Origin of the sequence: Streptomyces sp. AK08-02 (assembly GCF_033795085.1) — a bacterium.
Taxonomy (GTDB): Bacteria; Actinomycetota; Actinomycetes; order Streptomycetales; family Streptomycetaceae; genus Streptomyces; species Streptomyces echiniscabiei.
Map to the genome: position 1 here is coordinate 1 of NZ_JARAZV010000022.1, position 19,100 is coordinate 19,100.

General features: G+C 70.9%; 15 protein-coding genes and 1 pseudogene. 10 read left to right on the forward strand and 6 right to left on the reverse strand.

The genetic code is table 11. From position 1 onward, the window contains the following. Positions 1-325: 325 nt before the first annotated feature. Complete coding sequence (locus PV734_RS37595) at positions 326-2,647, reverse strand: glycoside hydrolase family 3 N-terminal domain-containing protein (protein WP_319093272.1); 2,322 nt, start codon at positions 2,645-2,647, stop codon at positions 326-328. 47 nt (positions 2,648-2,694) lie between these two features. After that, on the reverse strand, positions 2,695-3,726 hold the full coding sequence (locus tag PV734_RS37600; RefSeq protein ID WP_319093273.1) for a LacI family DNA-binding transcriptional regulator: 1,032 nt from the start codon (positions 3,724-3,726) through the stop codon (positions 2,695-2,697). Between the two features lie 190 nt (positions 3,727-3,916). On the opposite strand from PV734_RS37600, the gene PV734_RS37605 reads away from it, so the two are divergent. From PV734_RS37605 to PV734_RS37630, 6 genes are all read left to right on the forward strand, one after another. After that, positions 3,917-5,236, forward strand: a complete 1,320-nt coding sequence (locus tag PV734_RS37605; protein ID WP_319293874.1) for an extracellular solute-binding protein — start codon at positions 3,917-3,919, stop codon at positions 5,234-5,236. Next, positions 5,233-6,135 carry a carbohydrate ABC transporter permease gene (locus PV734_RS37610; RefSeq protein ID WP_415924328.1) on the forward strand — a complete coding sequence of 301 codons (903 nt, stop codon included), beginning with the start codon at positions 5,233-5,235 and terminating at the stop codon, positions 6,133-6,135. The genes PV734_RS37605 and PV734_RS37610 overlap by 4 nt, the downstream gene beginning before the upstream one ends. After that, positions 6,135-7,046, forward strand: a complete 912-nt coding sequence (locus tag PV734_RS37615) for a carbohydrate ABC transporter permease (RefSeq protein WP_319293876.1) — start codon at positions 6,135-6,137, stop codon at positions 7,044-7,046. The genes PV734_RS37610 and PV734_RS37615 overlap by 1 nt, the downstream gene beginning before the upstream one ends. Before the next feature lie 472 nt (positions 7,047-7,518). Continuing rightward, positions 7,519-8,424, forward strand: a complete 906-nt coding sequence (locus PV734_RS37620; protein ID WP_319093276.1) for an NADP-dependent oxidoreductase — start codon at positions 7,519-7,521, stop codon at positions 8,422-8,424. 94 nt (positions 8,425-8,518) lie between these two features. Beyond that, entirely contained in the window at positions 8,519-9,580 is a 1,062-nt protein-coding gene (locus tag PV734_RS37625) for an alkene reductase (RefSeq protein ID WP_319293878.1), read from the forward strand. Between the two features lie 11 nt (positions 9,581-9,591). Then, on the forward strand, positions 9,592-10,071 hold the full coding sequence (locus tag PV734_RS37630; protein WP_319293880.1) for a MarR family winged helix-turn-helix transcriptional regulator: 480 nt from the start codon (positions 9,592-9,594) through the stop codon (positions 10,069-10,071). 113 nt (positions 10,072-10,184) lie between these two features. Here the strand turns inward: PV734_RS37630 and PV734_RS37635 are convergent, their stop codons facing one another. From PV734_RS37635 to PV734_RS37645, 3 genes are all read right to left on the reverse strand, one after another. Beyond that, complete coding sequence (locus PV734_RS37635; RefSeq protein WP_319293881.1) at positions 10,185-11,345, reverse strand: DUF418 domain-containing protein; 1,161 nt, start codon at positions 11,343-11,345, stop codon at positions 10,185-10,187. 407 nt (positions 11,346-11,752) lie between these two features. After that, positions 11,753-12,865 (reverse strand): sensor histidine kinase, encoded by a 1,113-nt coding sequence (locus PV734_RS37640; RefSeq protein ID WP_319293883.1) that lies wholly within the window; start codon positions 12,863-12,865, stop codon positions 11,753-11,755. Then, on the reverse strand, positions 12,862-13,557 hold the full coding sequence (locus tag PV734_RS37645; protein WP_319093281.1) for a response regulator transcription factor: 696 nt from the start codon (positions 13,555-13,557) through the stop codon (positions 12,862-12,864). The genes PV734_RS37640 and PV734_RS37645 overlap by 4 nt, the downstream gene beginning before the upstream one ends. A gap of 543 nt (positions 13,558-14,100) precedes the next feature. Between PV734_RS37645 and PV734_RS37650 the strand changes: the two genes are divergently transcribed. Further along, positions 14,101-15,408, forward strand: coding sequence for a DUF418 domain-containing protein (locus PV734_RS37650; protein WP_319293885.1), 1,308 nt, complete (start codon positions 14,101-14,103; stop codon positions 15,406-15,408). Positions 15,409-15,456: 48 nt separating this feature from the next. On the opposite strand, the pseudogene PV734_RS37655 reads toward PV734_RS37650, so the two are convergent. Further along, positions 15,457-15,703, reverse strand: a pseudogene (locus PV734_RS37655) (alpha-amylase family glycosyl hydrolase); the annotation flags it as partial. A 35-nt stretch (positions 15,704-15,738) separates the two neighbouring features. Here PV734_RS37655 and PV734_RS37660 point away from each other — a divergent pair. The 3 genes from PV734_RS37660 to PV734_RS37670 all read left to right on the forward strand — a co-directional run bounded on the left by PV734_RS37660 (position 15,739) and on the right by PV734_RS37670 (position 19,097). Further along, positions 15,739-15,927 carry a hypothetical protein gene (locus tag PV734_RS37660; RefSeq protein ID WP_319293887.1) on the forward strand — a complete coding sequence of 63 codons (189 nt, stop codon included), beginning with the start codon at positions 15,739-15,741 and terminating at the stop codon, positions 15,925-15,927. A gap of 388 nt (positions 15,928-16,315) precedes the next feature. Further along, positions 16,316-18,427, forward strand: coding sequence for a LamG domain-containing protein (locus tag PV734_RS37665; RefSeq protein ID WP_319294031.1), 2,112 nt, complete (start codon positions 16,316-16,318; stop codon positions 18,425-18,427). A 421-nt stretch (positions 18,428-18,848) separates the two neighbouring features. Then, positions 18,849-19,097: a hypothetical protein gene (locus tag PV734_RS37670; RefSeq protein ID WP_319293889.1), complete on the forward strand. Its 249-nt coding sequence runs from the start codon at positions 18,849-18,851 to the stop codon at positions 19,095-19,097. The last annotated feature ends 3 nt before the right edge of the window (positions 19,098-19,100 follow it).

A 19,100-nucleotide genomic window follows, 5' to 3' on the forward strand; every position in this document is an offset into this window, starting at 1 on the left:
ACGCTGACGCCGTACCCGGTGTCCCAGGTCGCACGATCACGTTAGCCCGAACAGCCCAGACCACCACAAGCCCGCACGCGAACGATCACACGATCGAGGTAATCCGACCTTGCACTTACTCCTTCGCGAGCAGCTCCAACCCCCGACAAGGGGACCGTCCTGCGCGGCGACACGGCCTACGTCCTGAGCGCGGCCTACGTCACCGCCCAGGATCCCAACCTCGTCCTCGTCCACCTGAACCACTGAGCAGCCGCGTCCGCGCAGGGTGCCGGAAGAGAGCGGCGCCCCGGCAGCGCCGGCGCGACGCGTCCTGCCACGCCCCGAGTCAGTCGGTGTGAGCCGGCGTGTGCAGCACCCGGTCGTGGCCCGCCCCGCGGACCGGGCCGGTGAGGCGGAGGGTGCCGGTGAGGCGGACGTCGGTGCTGGAGGCGCCGAGCATGACGGTGATGTCGCCGGGTTCGACGATGCGCCGCAGGTCGGGGCCGGTGTAGGCGAGGCGGTCGGTGTGCAGGCGGAAGGTCACCCTGCGCTGCTCGCCGGGGTCGAGCCGGACCCGGGTGAAGCCGGTCAACTGGGTTACCGGGCGCGGTAGTCGCGCGATCGGGTCGGCGGTGTAGAGCTGGACGACCTCCGTGCCGGGGCGGTCGCCGGTGTTGCGGACCAGGCAGCTGATGTCGACCTCGCCGTCCGTGGGGACGGTGTCGGCGCTCAGGGTGAGAGCGTCGTACGCGAAGGTCGTGTACGAGAGTCCGTGGCCGAACGGGTAGGCGGGCGTGGGGTCGAGGTTGCTGACGCCCTCGGTGTTGCCGCCCAGCGGCGCGTGCAGATAGGTGCCGGGCTGGCCGCCCGGAGTGCGCGGGACCTGGACGGGCAGCTTGCCCGACGGCACGACGCGTCCGGCGAGGATGCCGGCCAGGGCGGGGCCGCCCTCCTCGCCGGGGAAGAACGCCTGGACGATCGCCGCCGCCCGGTCGGTGTACGCGCCGAGGGCGTACGGGCGGCCGGAGACGACGAGCAGGACGACCGGGGTGCCGGTGGCGAGCAGCGCCTCGACCAACTCGCCCTGGACGCCGGGCAGGGCGAGGTCCTCGGCGTCGCAGCCCTCGCCGGAGGTACCGAGGCCGAAGAGGCCGGCCCGGTCGCCGACGACGGCGACACAGACGTCCGCGTTCCGGGCCGCCGTCACCGCCGCGTCGATGCCGTCGCGGTCGGCGTCCTTCACGGGGCAGCCCTGTTCGTAGGCGATGAGGGTCCCGGGAAGCTCGGCGGCCAGGGCGTCCAGCAGGGAGGGGGCCTCGATGCCGTTGTCGTGGCCGGGGTGGTGCGGAAGGACGTGGTTGGGGAAGGAGTAGCAGCCGAAGAAGGCGTTCGGGTCGTCGGCGCAGGGACCGACGAGGGCGATGGACCCGGTGTCGGCGGCCAGGGGGAGGATCCCGGCGCGGTTGTCGAGCAGGACGACGCTCTCCTCGGCGAGGGCGCGGGCCAGCGCGCGGTGCTCGGGCGGGTCGAGGTCGATCGGGCCCGTGGAGGTGGCGGTGGAGGTGGAGATGTCCGGGTCGAAGTCGGCGTCCAGGAGGCCCAGTTCGACCTTCTGGCGCAGTACGCGGCGTACGGCCCGGTCGACCAGGTCCTCCGGGACGGTGCCCGCGCGGACGAGTTCGGCGAGGGGTTCGCCGTAGCAGAGGGTGTCGGGGAGTTCGACATCGATGCCGGCCTCCAGGGCGCGGGCGCCGGCCTCGCCGTACGTCTCGCCGATGCGGTGCATCGTGCGCAGGAAGGCGACCGACCAGTAGTCGGAGACGACCGTGCCCTCGAAGCCCCACTCGTCGCGCAGGAGCCGGGTGAGTAGTCCGGGGTCCGCGCCCGCCGGTACGCCGTCCACGTCGGCGTAGGAGTTCATGACCGAGCGGGCGCCGCCGTCCCGGACAGCCGCCTCGAACGGGGGCAGGATCACGTCGGCGAGCTCGCGCGGGCCCATGGAGACGGGGGCGTGGTTGCGGGCGCCCTTGGAGGCGGAGTACCCGGCGAAGTGCTTGAGGGTGGCGATGATCCCGGCGCTCTCCAGGCCGCGCACATAGGCGGCGCCGCTGGTCGCGACGAGGTACGGGTCCTCGCCGAGGGTCTCCTCGACCCGGCCCCAGCGGTAGTCGCGTACGACGTCCAGGACCGGGGAGAGTCCCTGGTGGACGCCGACCGCGCGCATGCTCGTACCGATGGCGCCGGCCATGCGTTCGACGAGTTCGGGGTGGAAGGCGGCGGCCCAGGCCAGCGCGGTGGGGAAGACCGTCGCATGGTGCGTGGTGAACCCGGTCAGGCACTCCTCGTGGGCGATGGCGGGGATGCCCAGCCGGGTGCCGTCCATCAACTCACGCTGAAGAGACGCCAGTTGGGCCGCACCGGTCGCCGGGTCGACGGGCTTGGTGCCGAACGGGCGGGTGAGATGGCCGAGGCCGTCCTTGCTGGCCTGCTCGAACTCGGTGTGACGGGCGAAGACGTCCTGCATGGGGGCCACGTTGCCGCTGACGTGTTCCACGCCCGGCCAGGCGCTGCCGAGCTGGGCGAGCTTCTCTTCCAGGGTCATCTGGGCGAGCAGGGCCTCGACCCTGTCGTCACGGGGGCAGGCCGGATCGGCCCAAGGCGTGGTCATGGCGTGTCCTCGGGGTGGTGTGGGCGGGGGTCGCGGGGGGCGACTGTTCAGGAAGAGGTGGGCGGCGGGGCGGTGGACGAGCGGACGACGAGCTGGGTGGCCAGCTCCACCCGGTGGCTGTCCAGGGGTTCTCCCGCGGTGAGCCGCAGCAGGGTGCGCAGCGCGGCGCGGCCGATCTCGACGAAGGGCTGGCGGACGGTGGTCAGGGGCGGGGCGGAGGTGCTGGCCGCGCCGGTGTCGTCGAAGCCGACGACGCTCAGGTCTTCCGGCACCCGCAGGCCGTGTCGGCGGGCGGCCTCGATGACGCCGAACGCCGACTGGTCGTTGCCGGCGAAGACCGCGGTCGGCGGGTCGTCGAGGGCGAAGAGTTCCAGGGCGGCCCGGTGCGCGGGTTCGAAGCGGAAGTCGCCCTGCTTGATGAGCCGGGGGTCGGGGGTGATGCCGGCGCCGGTGAGCGCGGCCTGGTAGCCGTGCAGCCGGGCGGTGTTGCAGACGGCGTCGTGCCGGCCCTCGATCATCGCGATCCGTCGGTGGCCGAGCTTCAGCAGGTGCTCGGTCGCGGTCATACCACCGGCGAAGTTGGTCGCGCCGATGCTCGGCACGCTCTCGTCCGGCACGTTCGTCGGGTCGATCAGCACCACCGGGACACCGGCCTGCGCGAACTGGGCGCGCTGCCGGGCCGTCAGCACGGACGTCACCAGGATGACGCCCTCCCGCCCGGCGTTGGTGATCTTCCGGGACCAGGCGGCACCCAGCGGGTCGTCGGGCGCCGTACCGAGGACGACGTCGACGCCCGCCTCGGCCGCCGCCTGGGTCACCCCCTGCGCGATGACCAGGTTGTTGGGGTTGACCAGCGCGTCGAAGGTCAGGTCGATGGTGCGCACCGGCGACTGTGCGCCGCCCGGGCCGCGGGCCACGTAGTCGTGCTCGACGAGCAGTTGCTCGACGCGCGCCCGGGTCTCGGGAGAGACGTCGCTACGACCGTTGACCACCTTCGACACGGTGGCCACAGAGACCCCGGCCGCCTCGGCGACACCGGTCAGGGTGGTCCGGCTCCGCGTAACGGCTCTCTTCGCCATGCTGATCCTTTCGAACGTTTACGGGGACGGTAGCGCAAGCTTTCGCACCGGTCCAGAGCGGAATTGTCCGGAAAAATAATCCGCTCAGCGTCTTGACCTCCTCGAACAGCACACCTACTTTATCGGCCAGAAATCGCGGAGATTTCGAAAACTTTCGAATCGGACCCTCTGCTGAGCGAAGGAGCTCCCGATGGCCCTGAGAACCCCGATCCGTGTCATGGTCACCGCCTCGACGGCGGCACTCGCCCTCACTCTGACCGCCTGCGGAAGCGGCGGGCGCGGCACCGGAGCCGGCTCCGGTGACGGCGCGCTGGTCTGGGCGCTGACCCAGGGGTCCGAAGCGACCTTCCGGGCCTCCGCCACCGAGTGGAACAAGCGGCACCCGGACAGCGCGATCACCTACCAGTACTTCCAGAACGACCCCTACAAGCAGAAGCTGCGCACCGCCGTCGGCGCCGGCAACGGCCCGGTCCTCTTCGAGAACTGGGGCGGCGGCGGGCTCAAGAGCTACGTGGACGCGGGCAAGGTCGCCGACCTCACCGCCGACCTCGACGCCAGCCCGGCGTGGAAGGACCGCATCTTCCCCTCGGTCCTGAAGTCGGCCACCTTCGACGGCAGGACCTACGGCGTCCCCGTCAACGGCGTGCAGCCCGTGGTCCTGTACTTCAACCAGGAGCTGTTCAGGAAGGCCGGCGCCGAGCCGCCCAAGACCTGGGACGACCTGCTCGCCCTGGTGAAGAAGTTCAAGGCCGAGGGCATCGCGCCGATCTCCATGGGCGGCGCCTCCAAGTGGCCGGACCTGATGTGGCTGGAGTACCTCGTCGACCGCGTCGGCGGCCCCGACACCTTCGCCGCCATCGCCGACGGCAGGAAGGGCGCCTGGTCCGACCCGGCCGTCATCGAGGCCACCCGGATGATCAAGCAGCTCGTGGACGCGGGCGGCTTCGCCAAGGGCTTCACCTCGGTCTCCGCCGACACCGGCCAGGCCGAGGCCCAGCTCTACACCGGCAAGGCCGCGATGATCCTCCAGGGCAGCTGGGGATACGGGTCCATCGCCACCGGCGCTCCCAAGTTCGTCGCCGGGGGGAACCTCGGCTGGACCGGCTTCCCGGCGGTCACCGGCGGCAAGGGCGACGCGAGCAACATCGTCGGCAACACCGCCAACTTCTTCTCCCTGTCCGCGCAGGCGACCGCCAAGGAGAAGAAGGCCGCCGTGTCGTACCTCAGGGACGGCGTCTACAACGACACGTACGTCGACAGCCTGCTCAAGAACGGCGACGTCCCGCCGGTGAAGGACCTGGACGCCAAGATCAAGGCCTCGGCCAACGCGGACTGGTCGTCGTACGTCTACAACCTCACCCGCGACGCGAAGAACTTCCAGCTCTCCTGGGACCAGGCCCTCAGCCCCGAACTGGGCAACGACCTGCTCACCCACCTCGACCAGCTCTTCCTGGGCCAGATCAGCCCGGAGCAGTTCTGCGCGCAGATGGACGAGGCGGCGGCGAAGTGAGCACCGCCAAGGTCGCCGCGTCGCCCCGGCAACAGGGCGGCCCGCCCTTCCTCATGGCCCTGCCGGCCCTGCTGCTGTTCGCCGTCTTCGCGCTGGTCCCGATGGGGATCGTCGTCTACCTCAGCTTCACCCACTGGGACGGACTGGGCAGCCCGGCGTGGGCCGGGGCCGACAACTGGCGCGAGGTGCTGACCAGCGACGTCACCCGGCACGCCCTCTGGCTCACCCTCAAGTTCATGCTGGTCTCCTGGGTCGTACAGACCCCGATCAGTCTGCTCCTGGGCGTCTTCGTCGCCGGAAAGCAGCGCTACCGGGCCCTGCTCGCGGTCTTCTACTTCGTCCCGCTGCTGATCTCCACGGCGGCCATCGCCATCATCTTCAAGAACCTGCTCGACCCCAACTTCGGCCTGGGCGCGAGTCTGGACCTGCCCCTGCTGAACCAGAACTGGCTGGGCGATCCCGAACTCGCCTTCTACGCCGTCGTGTTCGTCATCGCCTGGCAGTTCGTACCGTTCCACACCCTGCTCTACCAGGCGGGCACCCGGCAGATCCCGGGCTCGCTGTACGAGGCCGCGGCGATCGACGGGGCCGGCCGACTCGCCCAGTTCTGGCACATCACCCTGCCCCAGCTCCGCTACACCGTCGTCACCTCCTCGATGCTGATGCTGGTCGGCTCCCTCACCTACTTCGACCTCGTCTTCGTCCTCACCGGCGGCGGCCCCGGCTACGCCACCCGCCTCCTCCCGCTCGACATGTACATCACCGGCTTCCAGAGCAACGAGATGGGCCTCGCCAGCGCCATCTCCGTCATCCTGGTCGCCGCCGGGCTCCTTCTCTCCCTGATCGTCGTCCGCTTCTCCGGCTTCTCCCGGATGCGCAGCCAGCAGGCAGGTGTGTGATGTCCGCGCTCTCCCACGCCCCGCAGACCGACTCCGAGGCCACTGCGGCCCGGTCGTCCGCAGCACCGTCCACGCCACCGGGCCGCCTCGCCCGTCTGCGCCGCACCAACTCGCCGGGCGCCCTGGCCGGCCTGGTCTGGCTGCTGATCGTCCTCGTACCGGTGTACTGGGTCGTCGTCACCAGCCTCCGCACCCGCGAGGGCTTCTTCGACGCCAACCCCCTCGCGGTCCCGACCCACCCGACGCTGGAGAACTACCGCCTGGTCCTGGACAACGACTTCGCCCACTTCCTGTGGAACAGCGTCCTGGTGACCACCGGAGCGACACTCCTGACCCTCGTGGTGTCGTTCCTGGCCGCCTACGCCATCGTGCGCGGCACCAGCCGGGCCCTGCGCTGGACGTTCAGCGTCTTCCTGCTGGGGCTCGCCATCCCGCTGCAGGCCACGATCATCCCCGTGTACTACCTGATCGCCAAGGCGCAGATGTACGACACCCTGGGCGCGATCGTGCTCCCCTCGGCGGCGTTCGCCATCCCGCTCACGGTGATCATCCTCGTCAACTTCCTGAGGGACATCCCGGACGAGCTGTACGAGTCGATGCGCGCGGACGGCGCGGGCCACTGGCGCATGCTGTGGAGTCTGGCGCTGCCGCTCTCCCGCCCCGCGTTGATCACGGTGACCATCTACGACGCGCTCAACGTCTGGAACGGCTTCCTCTTCCCGCTGATCCTGACCCAGAGCCCCGACAAACGCGTCCTGCCCCTGTTCGTGTGGAGCTTCCAGGGCGAGTTCACCATCAACATCCCCGCCATCCTCGCCGCCGTCATCCTGTCCACCCTCCCGATCCTCGCCCTCTACGTCCTCGGCCGCCGCCAGCTGATCGGCGGCCTCACCGCCGGCTTCGGCAAGTAGCGGCCACCGCCGCCGATCCGTTCCGGGAACGCTGCAGGCCGCCTGATCCGACATCAGGCGGCCGCCGAGGGGACCCCGTCCGCGCCGGAGCTCGGGCCCGGAGCCCGCTGCGGAACCGCGGATGCCGTGGTGCGGCTCAGGCGCGGCCCACGTGGCGGGCTCCTGGTGCGACGTACGGATGGACGCAGCCGCGAGGGGCGAGGAACCCTGCCCGCCACCGTCCGGGCGCCGCCCCTGGCGGAACGCCACACCCGTGACGGTGGCGTGACGATGCGCTGCCTGACGGAGGGAAGCAGGGCTGACGCGTCCTTGGCCGGCCCCAGCTCCGCGGCTTGGCTTGGCCGGCCGCTGCACCGCTTGGCCGATCTTGCGTAGCCCGAGCGAAAGCAAATACTTGGCTAGCCACATGTTTGCTGTTACGTTGATTATGTGGCCAGCCACCTAAACGGGTGACGGCACTGGAGGAGCCATCATGAAAGCCATCCTGTTCGACCGTTTCGGCGACACCGAAGTGCTGCACGAGGCGGACATCGATGTCCCGCAGCCCGGCCCCGGGCAGATCCGCGTCCGCGTCAGGGCGGCCGGGCTGAACGCGCTGGACGGCAAGATCCGGTCCGGGGCGATGGAGGCCGCGTTCCCCACACCGCTTCCCTCCGTCCCCGGTCACGAGCTCGCCGGCGTGGTGGACGCCCTCGGCGAGGGCGTGCGGGACGTGCGGGTCGGCGATGAGGTGCTGGGCTGGTCGGACACCGGCTCGTACGCCCAGTACGCGCTGGCCACCACCGTGGCCCCCAAGCCCGCCGGCCTCGACTGGCAGCACGCGGTCGCGCTGCCGGTGGCCGCCGAGACGGCCGAGCGGGTCCTGGACCTGCTCGGCGTCGCCGCCGGGGAGACCGTACTGATGCACGGCGCGGCCGGAGCGGTCGGCACCCTGGCGGTCCAGCTCGCCACGGCCCGCGGAGCGCGGGTCATCGCCACCGCCGGCCCCGCCAACCAGGACTACCTCACCGCGCTCGGCGCCACCGCGACCCTCTACGGCGAGGGCCTGGTCGAACGGGTCCGGGCGCTCGCCCCCGACGGCGTGGACGCGGTGTTCGACCTGGCCGGCAAGGGAGCCCTGGAGGACTCCATCACCCTGCGCGGCGGCACCGACCGCATCGTCACCATCGCCGACTTCCGCGCGCACCAGCTCGGCATCACCTTCTCCAGCGGTGGCCAGGAACGCTCGGCCGCCCGCCTGGCCGCGCTGGCGCAGGACGCCGCGACCGGCAAGCTCGTCACCACCGTCACCGCCTACCCGCTCGACCAGGCCGCCACGGCCCAGCGGATCAGCGACGCCGGGCATGTCCGGGGCAAGCTCGTCCTCACCCTCGACTGATCACGCCCGCCACTCCCTCTTGTTCAGATTCGTTCGGACTTGATTCGACTTGTTCCGATCATCACCTGGCCGTCACCGCACCGAAGGACCACTCATGCTGAACGCCCTCTGGGCGCCGACCACCGTCGGCGACATCTCCCTCCCGCACCGCCTGGTCATGGCCCCCATGACCCGTGACCGCTCCACCCCTGAAGGCGTACCGACCGAGCTGAACGCCGAGTACTACGCCCAGCGGGCCTCGCACGCGCTCATCATCACCGAGGGCACCCAGCCCTCCGCCGACGGCCAGGGCTACCTCCTCACCCCCGGCATCCACAATGCCGATCAGATCGCCGGGTGGCGCAAGGTCACCGACGCCGTGCACGCGGCCGACGGCCGGATCGTCATCCAGCTGATGCACACCGGACGCGTCTCCCACCCTGACAACACCCCTCACGGCCGTCAGCCGGTAGCCCCATCGGCGGTCCAGCCACAGGGCGCGATGTTCACCGCGTCCGGGCCCCAGGAGATGCCCACGCCCCGCGCGCTGTCGACGCGGGAGGTCGTGGCGACCGTCGACGACTTCCGCCGCGCCGCGGCGGCCGCCGTCGCGGCAGGCGCCGACGGCGTGGAGATCCACGGCGCCAACGGCTACCTCGTGCACCAGTTCCTCGCCGACAACACCAACCAGCGCACCGACCGCTACGGCGGCTCCCTCGACAACCGCATCCGCTTCGCCGTCGAGGTCGCCACCGCCGTGGCCGACGAGATCGGCGCCGACCGAACCGGCCTGCGCATCTCCCCCGGCAACCCCTACAACGACATCGCCGAGTCCGACACCGCCGAGCTGTATCCGGCGCTCCTGCGCGCCGTCAGCCCGCTCGGTCTCGCCTACCTCCACGTGATGCACGCGGGCGACGAGGAACTGCTGGGCACCCTGCGCGCGCTGTGGCCGACCACGCTGATCCTCAACCGGGCCGGCACCGACCTGCCCACGCGCGCCAAGGACGTCGACAACGGCACGGCCGACCTCGTCTCCGTCGGCGCTCTCGCGCTCGCCAACCCGGACCTGGTCGAGCGGCTACGCTCTGACGCGCCGCTGAACACCCCCGACCCGGCGACCTTCTACGGCGGCGGGGTGACCGGCTACACCGACTACCCCACCTACACCGTCTGAGGAACCGAACCATGCCCGCCCCCACACCCCGCCCTCCCAGCACGGCCGGCGGGGGGCCGATGAGCTACGCGATCTACCAGCTCGCCCGCGCTCACCGCGGCCGCGCCGCCGCCATACTCCGCGAGATGGACCTGCATCCCGGACAGGAACTGCTGCTGATGCACCTCCTGGACCGGGACGGCCAGACCCAGTCCGAGCTGCTCGAAAGCGTCGACGTGGACCACTCCACCATCTCCAAGACACTACGCCGCATGCAGGACGCCGGCCTGATCGTCCGCGAGCCCGCCGAACACGACCGGCGCGTCATGGTCGTCCACCTCACCGACAAGGGCCGTGCCATGCGCGAGCCCCTGGCAGCCATGTGGCGGACCCTGGAGGAGACCTCCGCGCGGAACCTGTCCGCGCAGCAGGTGGAGTCCTTCGTCAGCACCGCCTACGCCATCGCCGACGCGATCAACGGCGGTGCCGCCGCGGCGGAGGAGTCCGAGTAACTCCCTTCGGGGTGCACCCCGGTTCCGGCCTGGAGTGCGAATCGCTTCCCGCGCTGGATCCCTGAGCGTCCCGGGCCCGGGTGGAGTGTGGAGTTCACACCCCGGCCCGGGTCTCATCGGATGTGCTTCGCCGGCTTGGTGGCGGCGTTGAGGAGGTACTCCAGGGGGCCGCGGCGGAAGAAGCGGGACCAGATCGCGGCGAACAGGACGGCTCCGAGGACGTACATGATCAGGGGCAGCCAGGACTGCTGGGTGCCGGTTCCTGCGAGCGTGGAGAACCCGGTCTGTGCGAGGAAGTGGCCGACGTAGGCGGTCAGGGACATGGTGCCCACGGCGATGACCGGTTTCGCCAGACGGCGCAGTCGCGGCAGGCGGTCCATCAGCACCGTCGCGCCCACGATCACGAGGACCGCGACGCCGACGCTGCCGATGATGTCGAACGTGGTGCCGCTGTGCGGCCCGGCCGTCAGCAGCGTCGACGCCGGCATGCTGGGGAACGAGCCGCCGCCGGAAGGCATCGAGGCGCTGTCGAGTGGCATCGAACCGGAGCCGCCGGACGCCGGCCCGTCTTCCGCCGTGCTCCGCAACGCACCCGAGCCGGCGAGCAGCAGGGACATGCCGTACGCGGCCGTGATGAGGGCGGCGCCGAGCGCGGCCAGGCGCTTCTGGACGGTGGTGGAGGACAGGTCGAGGCGGCCCATCGCCATGCCCGCGATCACGAACGACATCCATGTGAGCGCCGGGTAGAAGCCGGTGAGCAGCAGATCGAGGACGCCCACCTCGCTGAGGCGGCGGAGCGGGTCGTAGGCGTTGACGCTCTCCTGGACCGAAGGAGTCAGCAGCGAGGTGAGGACGAACGCCAGCTGCGGGGCGACGAGGGCGAACGCGGCCGCGATGATCGCGAGGGTCCTGGCGCCCAGGCGCACCAGCGGCAGGGCAAGGAGGAAGTAGACCCCGTAGAAGCCGAGGATGATCACTCCCCCGTACTCCATCGCCATCGCCGTGCCCAGGGCCAGCAGGATCACGGCACGGATCGCGATGCGGGCCTTGGCCTGCCGGCCGGCCAGGCCGGTCTTAGGCTCGCGGCGGCCGGCGAGCAGCATCAGTGAGAACCCGGCGAGGGTGGCGAACAGGACCGACGAGTGACCGTCCGCCAGGTACCGGATCCAGCTGGCGACGCCGGTCGTGGCGGACAGCGGGGGGCCGATGTGCACGACGTACATGCCGAACACCGCCAGTGCGCGGGCCAGGTCCACCCCGACGAGGCGTCCCATCGAGGGACCTGGCGAGGCCGGGGACTCGGGGGAGGTTCGGGGCGGCGGAGGCGAGTTCTCCTGCGGAGCCGATGTCTCCTGCGGCGGCTGTGTCTGTGTCATACGGAGAACCTCGCGCGGACGCCCGGGGTCGGACCATCCGGCAGTCTTCGGGCGCTCCCCCGCCGACCGGCGGGTACCGCCCTGCCGACCGGCGGAGTCTCGTCCTGACCGCCCGTCCGGTGCGACCGGACGGGCGGTGTTGTCCAGCCACTCGGCGGGGGTGGACCCGACGGTTGCCGGATGGGCGCGGGTGGTGGCGGCGCTGCCCACCACACTGCTGCTGGGCTGGGGCGTGCTCGCCACCCGGGCCGCGGGCCGCACCTGGGGACGAGCCGTCGGGATCGACGGTACTGACGCGCTCTTTGTCAGTCCGCGCTCAGGGGCACCCTCAGCCGCACCCGGTAGCCGCCCTGTGCGGTCGGGCCCGCGTCCAGGGTGCCGTGCAGGATCTCGGCCCGTTCCCGCAGACCTACCAAGCCCTGCTGCGAACCGGGCAAGGAGGGGGAGGGGCGCGTGGGAGGCGTGTTGGTGACGGTCACTCCGATACCGTCCCCGTCCTGCCACAGCTCGACGCGAGCGTTCGCGCCGGGGGCGTGTTTGCGGACGTTGGTCAGCGCCTCCTGGACCGTGCGGTAGAGGGCGCGTTGGGCGGGTGTGCCCACGGTGGGCGGCAGCTCACCCGTCAGCTCCGTGTGAGTGCCGCTGGACTCCACCAGTTTGCGCAGGTCGGCCAGGGTGGGCTGAGGCGTCAACTCGGTGGCTTTGCCGCCGGAGGCGCGCAGCAGGGTGACCATGGTGCGCAGTTCGTCGAGGGTGGTGACGCTCAGCGAACGGATCGTGCGGGCGGCCTCCTTGGCGTCCGCGTCCTTGGCGGCGACCTGCAACGCCCCGGCCCGTACGGCGATCAGGCTGACCTGGTGGGAGACCACGTCGTGCATCTCGCGGGCCAGCTGGGCGCGTTCACGGGCGAGCACGGCCTGGGCGTGCAGGGTCCGCTCGTGCTCCCTGGCCTCCTCGACCTCGGCCAGCCGCCGCGCCAGGTCCCGTCGTGCCTGGAGAAGCTGGCCGAACAGGACCGGGGCGACGCTGGTTGCCAGGCCGTACACGAAGAAGACCAGCGTCATGGTCCGGTCCGCCTCGGCCAGGGGCCACGGAGTACTGCTCGCGACGGCGGCCAGGACGACGCACACCGCGAGGAGACGGCGGTCGCGGGAGCGTTCGGCCAGCGTGAACAGCGCCGCGAGCACAGCGACGGCGACATCCTGCATCAGCGCGATGGGCAGGGTGAGCAGGAAGACGCCGAGCGGGAACCGGCGCCGGAACGCCAACGCGGCGCAGCCGACCGCGACCAGCGTGGCCTCGGGACGCGTGTACTCCCCCATGTCCACCACCAGCACATCCACGGCCGCCACCGCCACCAGGACGAGGTCGACGACCGGCGCGGGAACCCGCTGCCACACGGCACGTGCACGGCTCACCGGCCGGCCTCCGACCGCGGGCGCTCGTCGAGCAGCCCGGACCGCTGCGCCAGCAGCGCGGCCTGCACCCGGCTCGTCACCCGCAGCTTCGTGAGGATCGCGCTGACGTGGTCCTTCACCGTGCCCGCCCCCAGGTGGATACGCGCCCCGATGTCGGCGTTCGACAGCCCCTCCGCCACCAGGACGAGGACGTCGCGCTCCCGCGCGGTGAGCAGCCGGACCCGCGCGGCCTCCTCGTCGACGGCCGCCTCGGTGCCGGGGTGGCTGTGCAGCAGCGTCCGCGACGCCTTGGGGGACAGCACCACACCGCCCGCGACCAGGGTCCGCACCAGGTGGGCAAGCTGCTCCGGCTCGGTGTCCTTGAGCAGGAAGCCGGCCGCGCCGGAGTTCAGCGCGGTCAGGATGTACTCGTCGGCGTCGAACGTGGTCAGCATCGCCACCACCGGCGGATCCGGCATCGTGCGCAGCTCGCGCAGGACGGTGAGCCCGTCGACGTCCGGCATGCGGATGTCCAGCAGCACCACGTCGGGCCGCTCCCGCCGGACGGTCTCCACCGCTTGGCCGCCGCTCGCGGTCGCGACGACCTCGATGTCCTCGGAGGCGCCCAGAATGAGTTCGAAGCCCGAGCGGACCAGTGCCTCGTCGTCGACCACCACTACCCGGATCACGCGCTCCGCCTCACCTTCGTTCATGCCGTGCGGCCCATGTCGACCAGACCCTAAAGCCACGTAGAACTCTTACCGCCCGGCGAGCGGCAGCTCCACCCACCCGGCGGGGTAGCACCCACCACTCGGCAGGGACACGGCAGCCTTCTGCCGGATGGTCGATGATCGGTCCGAATTCCAGCCTGAGGGTCATGACCCATCACCCAGACTCCCCGCCGCTGACGCCCGACGCGCCGTCCCCGAACGCGAGCGCGGCGAGGCATCGACCGGCGTACCAGGCGTACCAGGCGTGGGCCGGCTGACAGGGCTGGACCTGGCCCGCGGCCCGGCCGTCAATATCGATGAGGAGAAGTGACGCCGCTCGGCTTTCAGGCGGAGCGGAAGAACTGCCGGCTCGTGGTGAGCCTGCCGACCCACGGCATCGCGGCGACCAGCTCGACCACCACAGGCGTGCCTGTACGACCGAGACCGGGCCCCCGCCGATCGGAGGGGACCGGTCGGCCGACCGGCGGGGGACCTCCTGATGCCCGGCGGATGGTCGACCGCCCTCGCCTCGGCGAGGTTGTCCCGGTGACCGAGATCGAAAGCGCCAAGAAGGCGCCTACCCAGCCCGCACTCGTACCCGCACCCGCACCCGAGTCCGCCACAGCGACGAAACGCCCTTCGTCGACCGCACGGTTGGTCGGAGTGGACCTCGCCCGTGCCGTGGCCGTGTTCGGAATGTTCGCCGTGCACGTCGGCCCCTTCAACCCCTTCCCCACCTCCGGCGACGGCGCGGGCACCTGGTTCGTCTGGCTGGCGAGCGGCCGGGCCTCGGCGCTGTTCGCCACCCTCGCCGGATTCTCGCTGGTGCTGATCGCCGGCCGCCTGGAACCGAGGACCGGACTGGCCGGCCGGCAGGCGAAGGCCAGGATCGTGATCCGGGCCGTGATCCTGCTCGTGGTGGGCACCGCGCTGGCGATGACCGACTTCGGCGGCGGCGTCATCATCAACTTCTACGCGGTGTACTTCCTGCTGGCCCTGCCCCTGCTGCGGCTGCGGGCCAGGACCCTCGCGACCATCGCGGTCGCGCTCGCGCTCATCGCGCCGCAGGTGGCGTACTGCCTGCGGGCGCTGCTCAGCGAATCGATCGTGAACACCATCGACTCCTACGACCCGATCGCGCGCCTCTCCGGCGTGGGCGGGCTCGACTTCCTGCTCACCGGCTTCTACCCGGCGATCACCTGGATGACGTTCGTGGTCACCGGCATGGCGCTCGGCCGGCTTGATCTGTCCTCGGGCGCCGTGCGGCGGCGGCTGGCCGTGGTCGGGCCCGCGCTGATCGCGTTCGGATACGGCGTCTCGTGGTTGGCGCTCCGGCTGACCGACGGCGCCAGGGAGATGGCGGCCGGGATGCCTGGCATGAAGGAGTTCGACGTCTTCAAGGACCGTGGTGCCATGCCGGATCCCGGCATGGCAGAGGGATCCTTCGACCTGCCGGTCGGCAGTGGGCTGTGGGGCCCCGACGGCTGGGGGCTGCTGGCGGCCGAGCCGCACAGCGGTTCCACGTTCGACCTCGTCGGCTGCCTGGGTGTCGCGATCACCGTGATCCTGTGCCTGACGGTGGCCGTGGACCGGCTGCCGGTGCTGCGTCGGCCGGCAGCGCCAGTCATCGCCGTCGGAACCATGTCCCTGACCCTCTACGTGAGCCACATCCTGGTGATCCTCGCCCTGCCCGGCGAAGCGGTGACCCCACCGCGGTCCGCCTCCTTCGAGCTGCTGCTCTGCTTCGTCGTCGGAGCCACCCTGTTCGCGGCGATCTGGTCCCGCTTCTTCCACCGCGGACCGCTGGAGTACCTCCTCAACACCACCACCGAACTGGCGAACCGCGTCCGCTGAACCTCGGGCGGGCACCCCGGAAAGTCCGTACACCTCGGTAAATCCAAGCCCACCCGCGCCCGCACACCGGAGGAAGACGTAACGCTCGCGCTCCGGGCTGCTGGGACCTGCGTCCAGTGCCGCCCGGAACCAGGCGTGCTCGTCGGAGGTGTGGTTCGGGACGATGTCGGGGATGACGGATTCCGTGCTGGTGTGCTTCGGCGACGTCGTAGCCACCGTCCGCCATCGGGGACTTGTACCAGGAGCTGATCCACAGGGCGTCCACGCCGAGCGACTTGAGGTAGGGCAGCCGAGCCGGGCGGTGAGTTCGCCGACGGAATGGACGTCAGGATGCGGGACCTGCTGCGGCAGCACCTGGAGCCGCTGGTCCCCGAGGACCGAGTGGAGACCTACGTCGATCTGGTGCGGGTGACCGTGAACGGCATTGTGCTCGCGGCCGTCGAACACCACGAAGACTGGCCGGCCAAGCGCCAACTCACCGTACTGGAAGAGGCTTTGTCGGCCTTCGGCCTGTGGTAGGCCAATTCAGAGAGCGTGACGACCTGGTACTGGCGGCCGACCCGCTGGCAGGTGACGGCTCGATGGGGTGGTGCGCGGCATACGAGCGATCCTGGATCCGCGCTGTCCAGCGCCCAGGACAGGACGCTTCACGGTGTTCACGCGGCTGCGCGCTCCGCCTGGTGCGGGCAGCCGGCAGGGCCCGGCCCCGTGACCACCGCCTTTCGGCGCGGTGTCAGGCACTGGTCGTGAACGCTCGCCCGCTCGGCTACGGCATGGCAGGAAGCCCTTTCCGTGCTGTCAGTGGTCTCTGTTAGCTTCAGGCGCTCGTGTGATCCACGAGCATCAAGCACTCACAGGGGAGGGCCACTTGACCAGGTTCACAAGGACAGGAAGACGCAGACGCACGGTGGTGGGGAGCTGTGCGGCGGCGCTGTTGGCCACGGCTGCCGGGACGGCGTACGCGGTGGCCAACCTGCCGCCGAATCAGCCGCTTGTCCAAGACCTCCAGTCGGGAGGCAAGGCATGCGCGACTGGCGATGACACGCCTTACGTCTCGGCGCCGCCCAGGCTCAGTGCGGTGCTGTACGACCCCGAGGAGGACAATCAGCCCTCCGAATCCAGCCCGGTCAGTGGCGAGTTCGAAGCCTGGTGGACGGACGCGACAGGGGTGGAACAGCGGCGTACCCACACCACCATCACTCTGTCGTCGGGGGACCGCCAGTACTGGTCGATGCCGGACGACGTACCGGCGAACACCGTCGTCTCCTGGCATGTCCGCGCAAATGACGGCAAGGCGACCTCCGCGTGGAGCGACGAGGGCGAAGGCGCGGTCTGCTCGTTCGTGTACGACGATGTGAGCCCGGAGAAGGCGACGATCACCTCTCCCGAATACCCCAACCCGGAGGACGTGTTCTGGGTGGACGGAGTGGGCGTCTACGGCCACTTCACCATGGACTCCCCCTCCGACGACGTGGTGTCCTACACGTACGGCTTCCTGGGCGGCCCCTACGGAACCGTCTCCGCGGAGCGGCCCGGCGCGGCCGTGACCGTTCCGTACCTGCCGCTCGCCGCGGGACCAAAGGCACTGACGGTCCGCGCGATCGACCGGTCGGGCCGTAGCAGCGGGGAGGCGCGCTACGACTTCAACGTGAAGGACGGCCGTGCTCCCGTCGCCCGCTGGAAGCTGGACGACCCGGCGGACTCCCGCTCGGCCGCCGCCGAGACCGGCACCCCCGCCCGTGCCGGGACCGGCGTGACCTTCGGCGGTCCGGCGCCCGCCGGCACCACGACCACCGCCACGGTCAGCCTCGACGGCGGCGGCCACGGCTTTCTCACACCGGACGCCCCGGCGACCGACACCCGCAAGACCTTCGCGGTGAGCGCGTGGGTACGGCCCGCCGAAACCGACCGGAACATGATCGTCGCCAGCCAGGACGCCGACGGGGCGCCCGGCTTCGGCCTCGGGCTGCGTCGTCAGGACTCCGGGCCCGCCTGGTCGTTCGCGATCGGTGGCGCACGGGTGTCCGGCGGCGCCCCCGAGACCGGCGAGTGGACCCATCTGCTGGGGTTGTACGACGCCGAGACCGGAAAGGCGCGGCTGTACGTCAACGGCCAGGAGACCGGGGCCGCGGCTGACGCGACTCCCACCGAGGCGGCCGGCGCTTTCCAGATCGGGCGCGCCCGCGGGGCTGCCGGCTATCGGGACCGGTGGCACGGGGACATCGGTGACGTACAGGTCCACGACCGGGTCGTGGTGCCCAACGAGGTGGCCGAACTGGCGTACCGCAAGCCGAAGCTGCTCGGCCACTGGTCGCTGGAGAACGCGACGGACGGGGCGAGCCCCGAGCAGTCGGACGGCGCGCCGCTGCGGCTCGGCACGGGGGCTTCGATCTACCGGGGCTCCGACAGTTCCTGTATCCCGGACCTCGACCCGGACTGCACCTACGTACCGCCGCCACTCGTCGGCGACGGCCATCTGCTTCTGGACGGCGAGAACGGGTACGCCGCTGCCGACGGGCCCGTCGTGGACACCGGGGACAGCTTCACTCTCGGCGTCGTCGTACGCCTCGCGGACTCCGCGCCCGCCCACCCGATGACCGTGCTCTCGCAGGCGGGCGAGCACACCGACGCCTTCAAGGTGCGCTACGAGCCGTCCACGCACACCTGGCAACTGGTGATGCCGGAGAAGGACGAGGCCGGAGCCCCCGAGAAGGTGGTGTCCCGGATCGCGAGCGCGGACGGAGGGGAGGGCCAAGGCCATCGCCTCGCCGTTGTCTACGACGACGCCACCGACACGATCAAGCTCTACCTCGACGGCTACACCAACGCCCAGGCGACCGCGAGCCTCCCCAACGGCTGGCACAGCACCGGTGCCCTCCAGATCGGCAGAGCCAGGTCCGAGGACGGCTGGGGCGAGTACCTGCACGGCGACGTGGACGAGGTACAGGCCTACTCCGGCGCGCTGAGGGACCGCGACGTCTCCGGCCTGGGGTGGGGTACGGATCCTTGTCTGTGCTGAGACGCCATCCGCTTGTCGATCACGGGACTGGCCTGGTCGAACAGAGTTCCTGATCGGGTGATCGCGTGAGGGCCGATGCATGACAGCAGGGCCTCTTGGTAGTTCGGGGTCGCGAACCAAACCGATCACCAGAAGGCCCTGTTGCCGCAGTCTTTCGCGTCCGCGTGTGGAGTCCGACTCGGCGTGCCTGTCGTGTGACTGCCTCGCGCACAGGTTCGGCAACGCGGCGGACGGGCCGGACCGCATCCCGAGGGCTCCGACATGACGAAGGCGGGGTGGCGGGTGGTGAGGCCGTTGCTGCCGGTTCCGGCCTGGCGGGTGGCCGGCGGCGTCTCGTAGTCACGCACCAGGTGACGCAGCTCCAACCGCAGCACCCGAACCCGCGCTGCGGGAAGTCACGGCCCGCTACCGGCGCCTGCGGATGCGCGAGACCGACCGGGTGTGCGTGTGGGAGATCCGCCTCGCCCCGGGCGAGCCGGCGGCCGGGAGGGGCGCGCCGAAGTCGGCGGCCATGCCCTCCACCAACCCGGCGCTCGACACGCTGTTGGGGGAGGAAAGCAACAGGGTCGGGGGCTTTCGCGAGTTCCCTGCGCAGGCGCCGCGCGAACCGGATCCGCATCCGGGTCGGCTCCGAACTCTTCCTGCCGTGGCCGCCGATGTGTCTGCGTGAGAC

Coding starts and splice junctions, on each gene's coding strand:
- PV734_RS37595 (WP_319093272.1), bottom strand. CDS start 2,647: ATGACCACGCCTTGGGCCGATCCGGCCTGCCCCCGTGACGACAGGGTC.
- PV734_RS37600 (WP_319093273.1), bottom strand. CDS start 3,726: ATGGCGAAGAGAGCCGTTACGCGGAGCCGGACCACCCTGACCGGTGTC.
- PV734_RS37605 (WP_319293874.1), top strand. CDS start 3,917: ATGGCCCTGAGAACCCCGATCCGTGTCATGGTCACCGCCTCGACGGCG.
- PV734_RS37615 (WP_319293876.1), top strand. CDS start 6,135: ATGTCCGCGCTCTCCCACGCCCCGCAGACCGACTCCGAGGCCACTGCG.
- PV734_RS37620 (WP_319093276.1), top strand. CDS start 7,519: ATGAAAGCCATCCTGTTCGACCGTTTCGGCGACACCGAAGTGCTGCAC.
- PV734_RS37625 (WP_319293878.1), top strand. CDS start 8,519: ATGCTGAACGCCCTCTGGGCGCCGACCACCGTCGGCGACATCTCCCTC.
- PV734_RS37630 (WP_319293880.1), top strand. CDS start 9,592: ATGCCCGCCCCCACACCCCGCCCTCCCAGCACGGCCGGCGGGGGGCCG.
- PV734_RS37635 (WP_319293881.1), bottom strand. CDS start 11,345: ATGGGACGCCTCGTCGGGGTGGACCTGGCCCGCGCACTGGCGGTGTTC.
- PV734_RS37645 (WP_319093281.1), bottom strand. CDS start 13,557: ATGAACGAAGGTGAGGCGGAGCGCGTGATCCGGGTAGTGGTGGTCGAC.
- PV734_RS37660 (WP_319293887.1), top strand. CDS start 15,739: ATGCGGGACCTGCTGCGGCAGCACCTGGAGCCGCTGGTCCCCGAGGAC.
- PV734_RS37670 (WP_319293889.1), top strand. CDS start 18,849: ATGCGCGAGACCGACCGGGTGTGCGTGTGGGAGATCCGCCTCGCCCCG.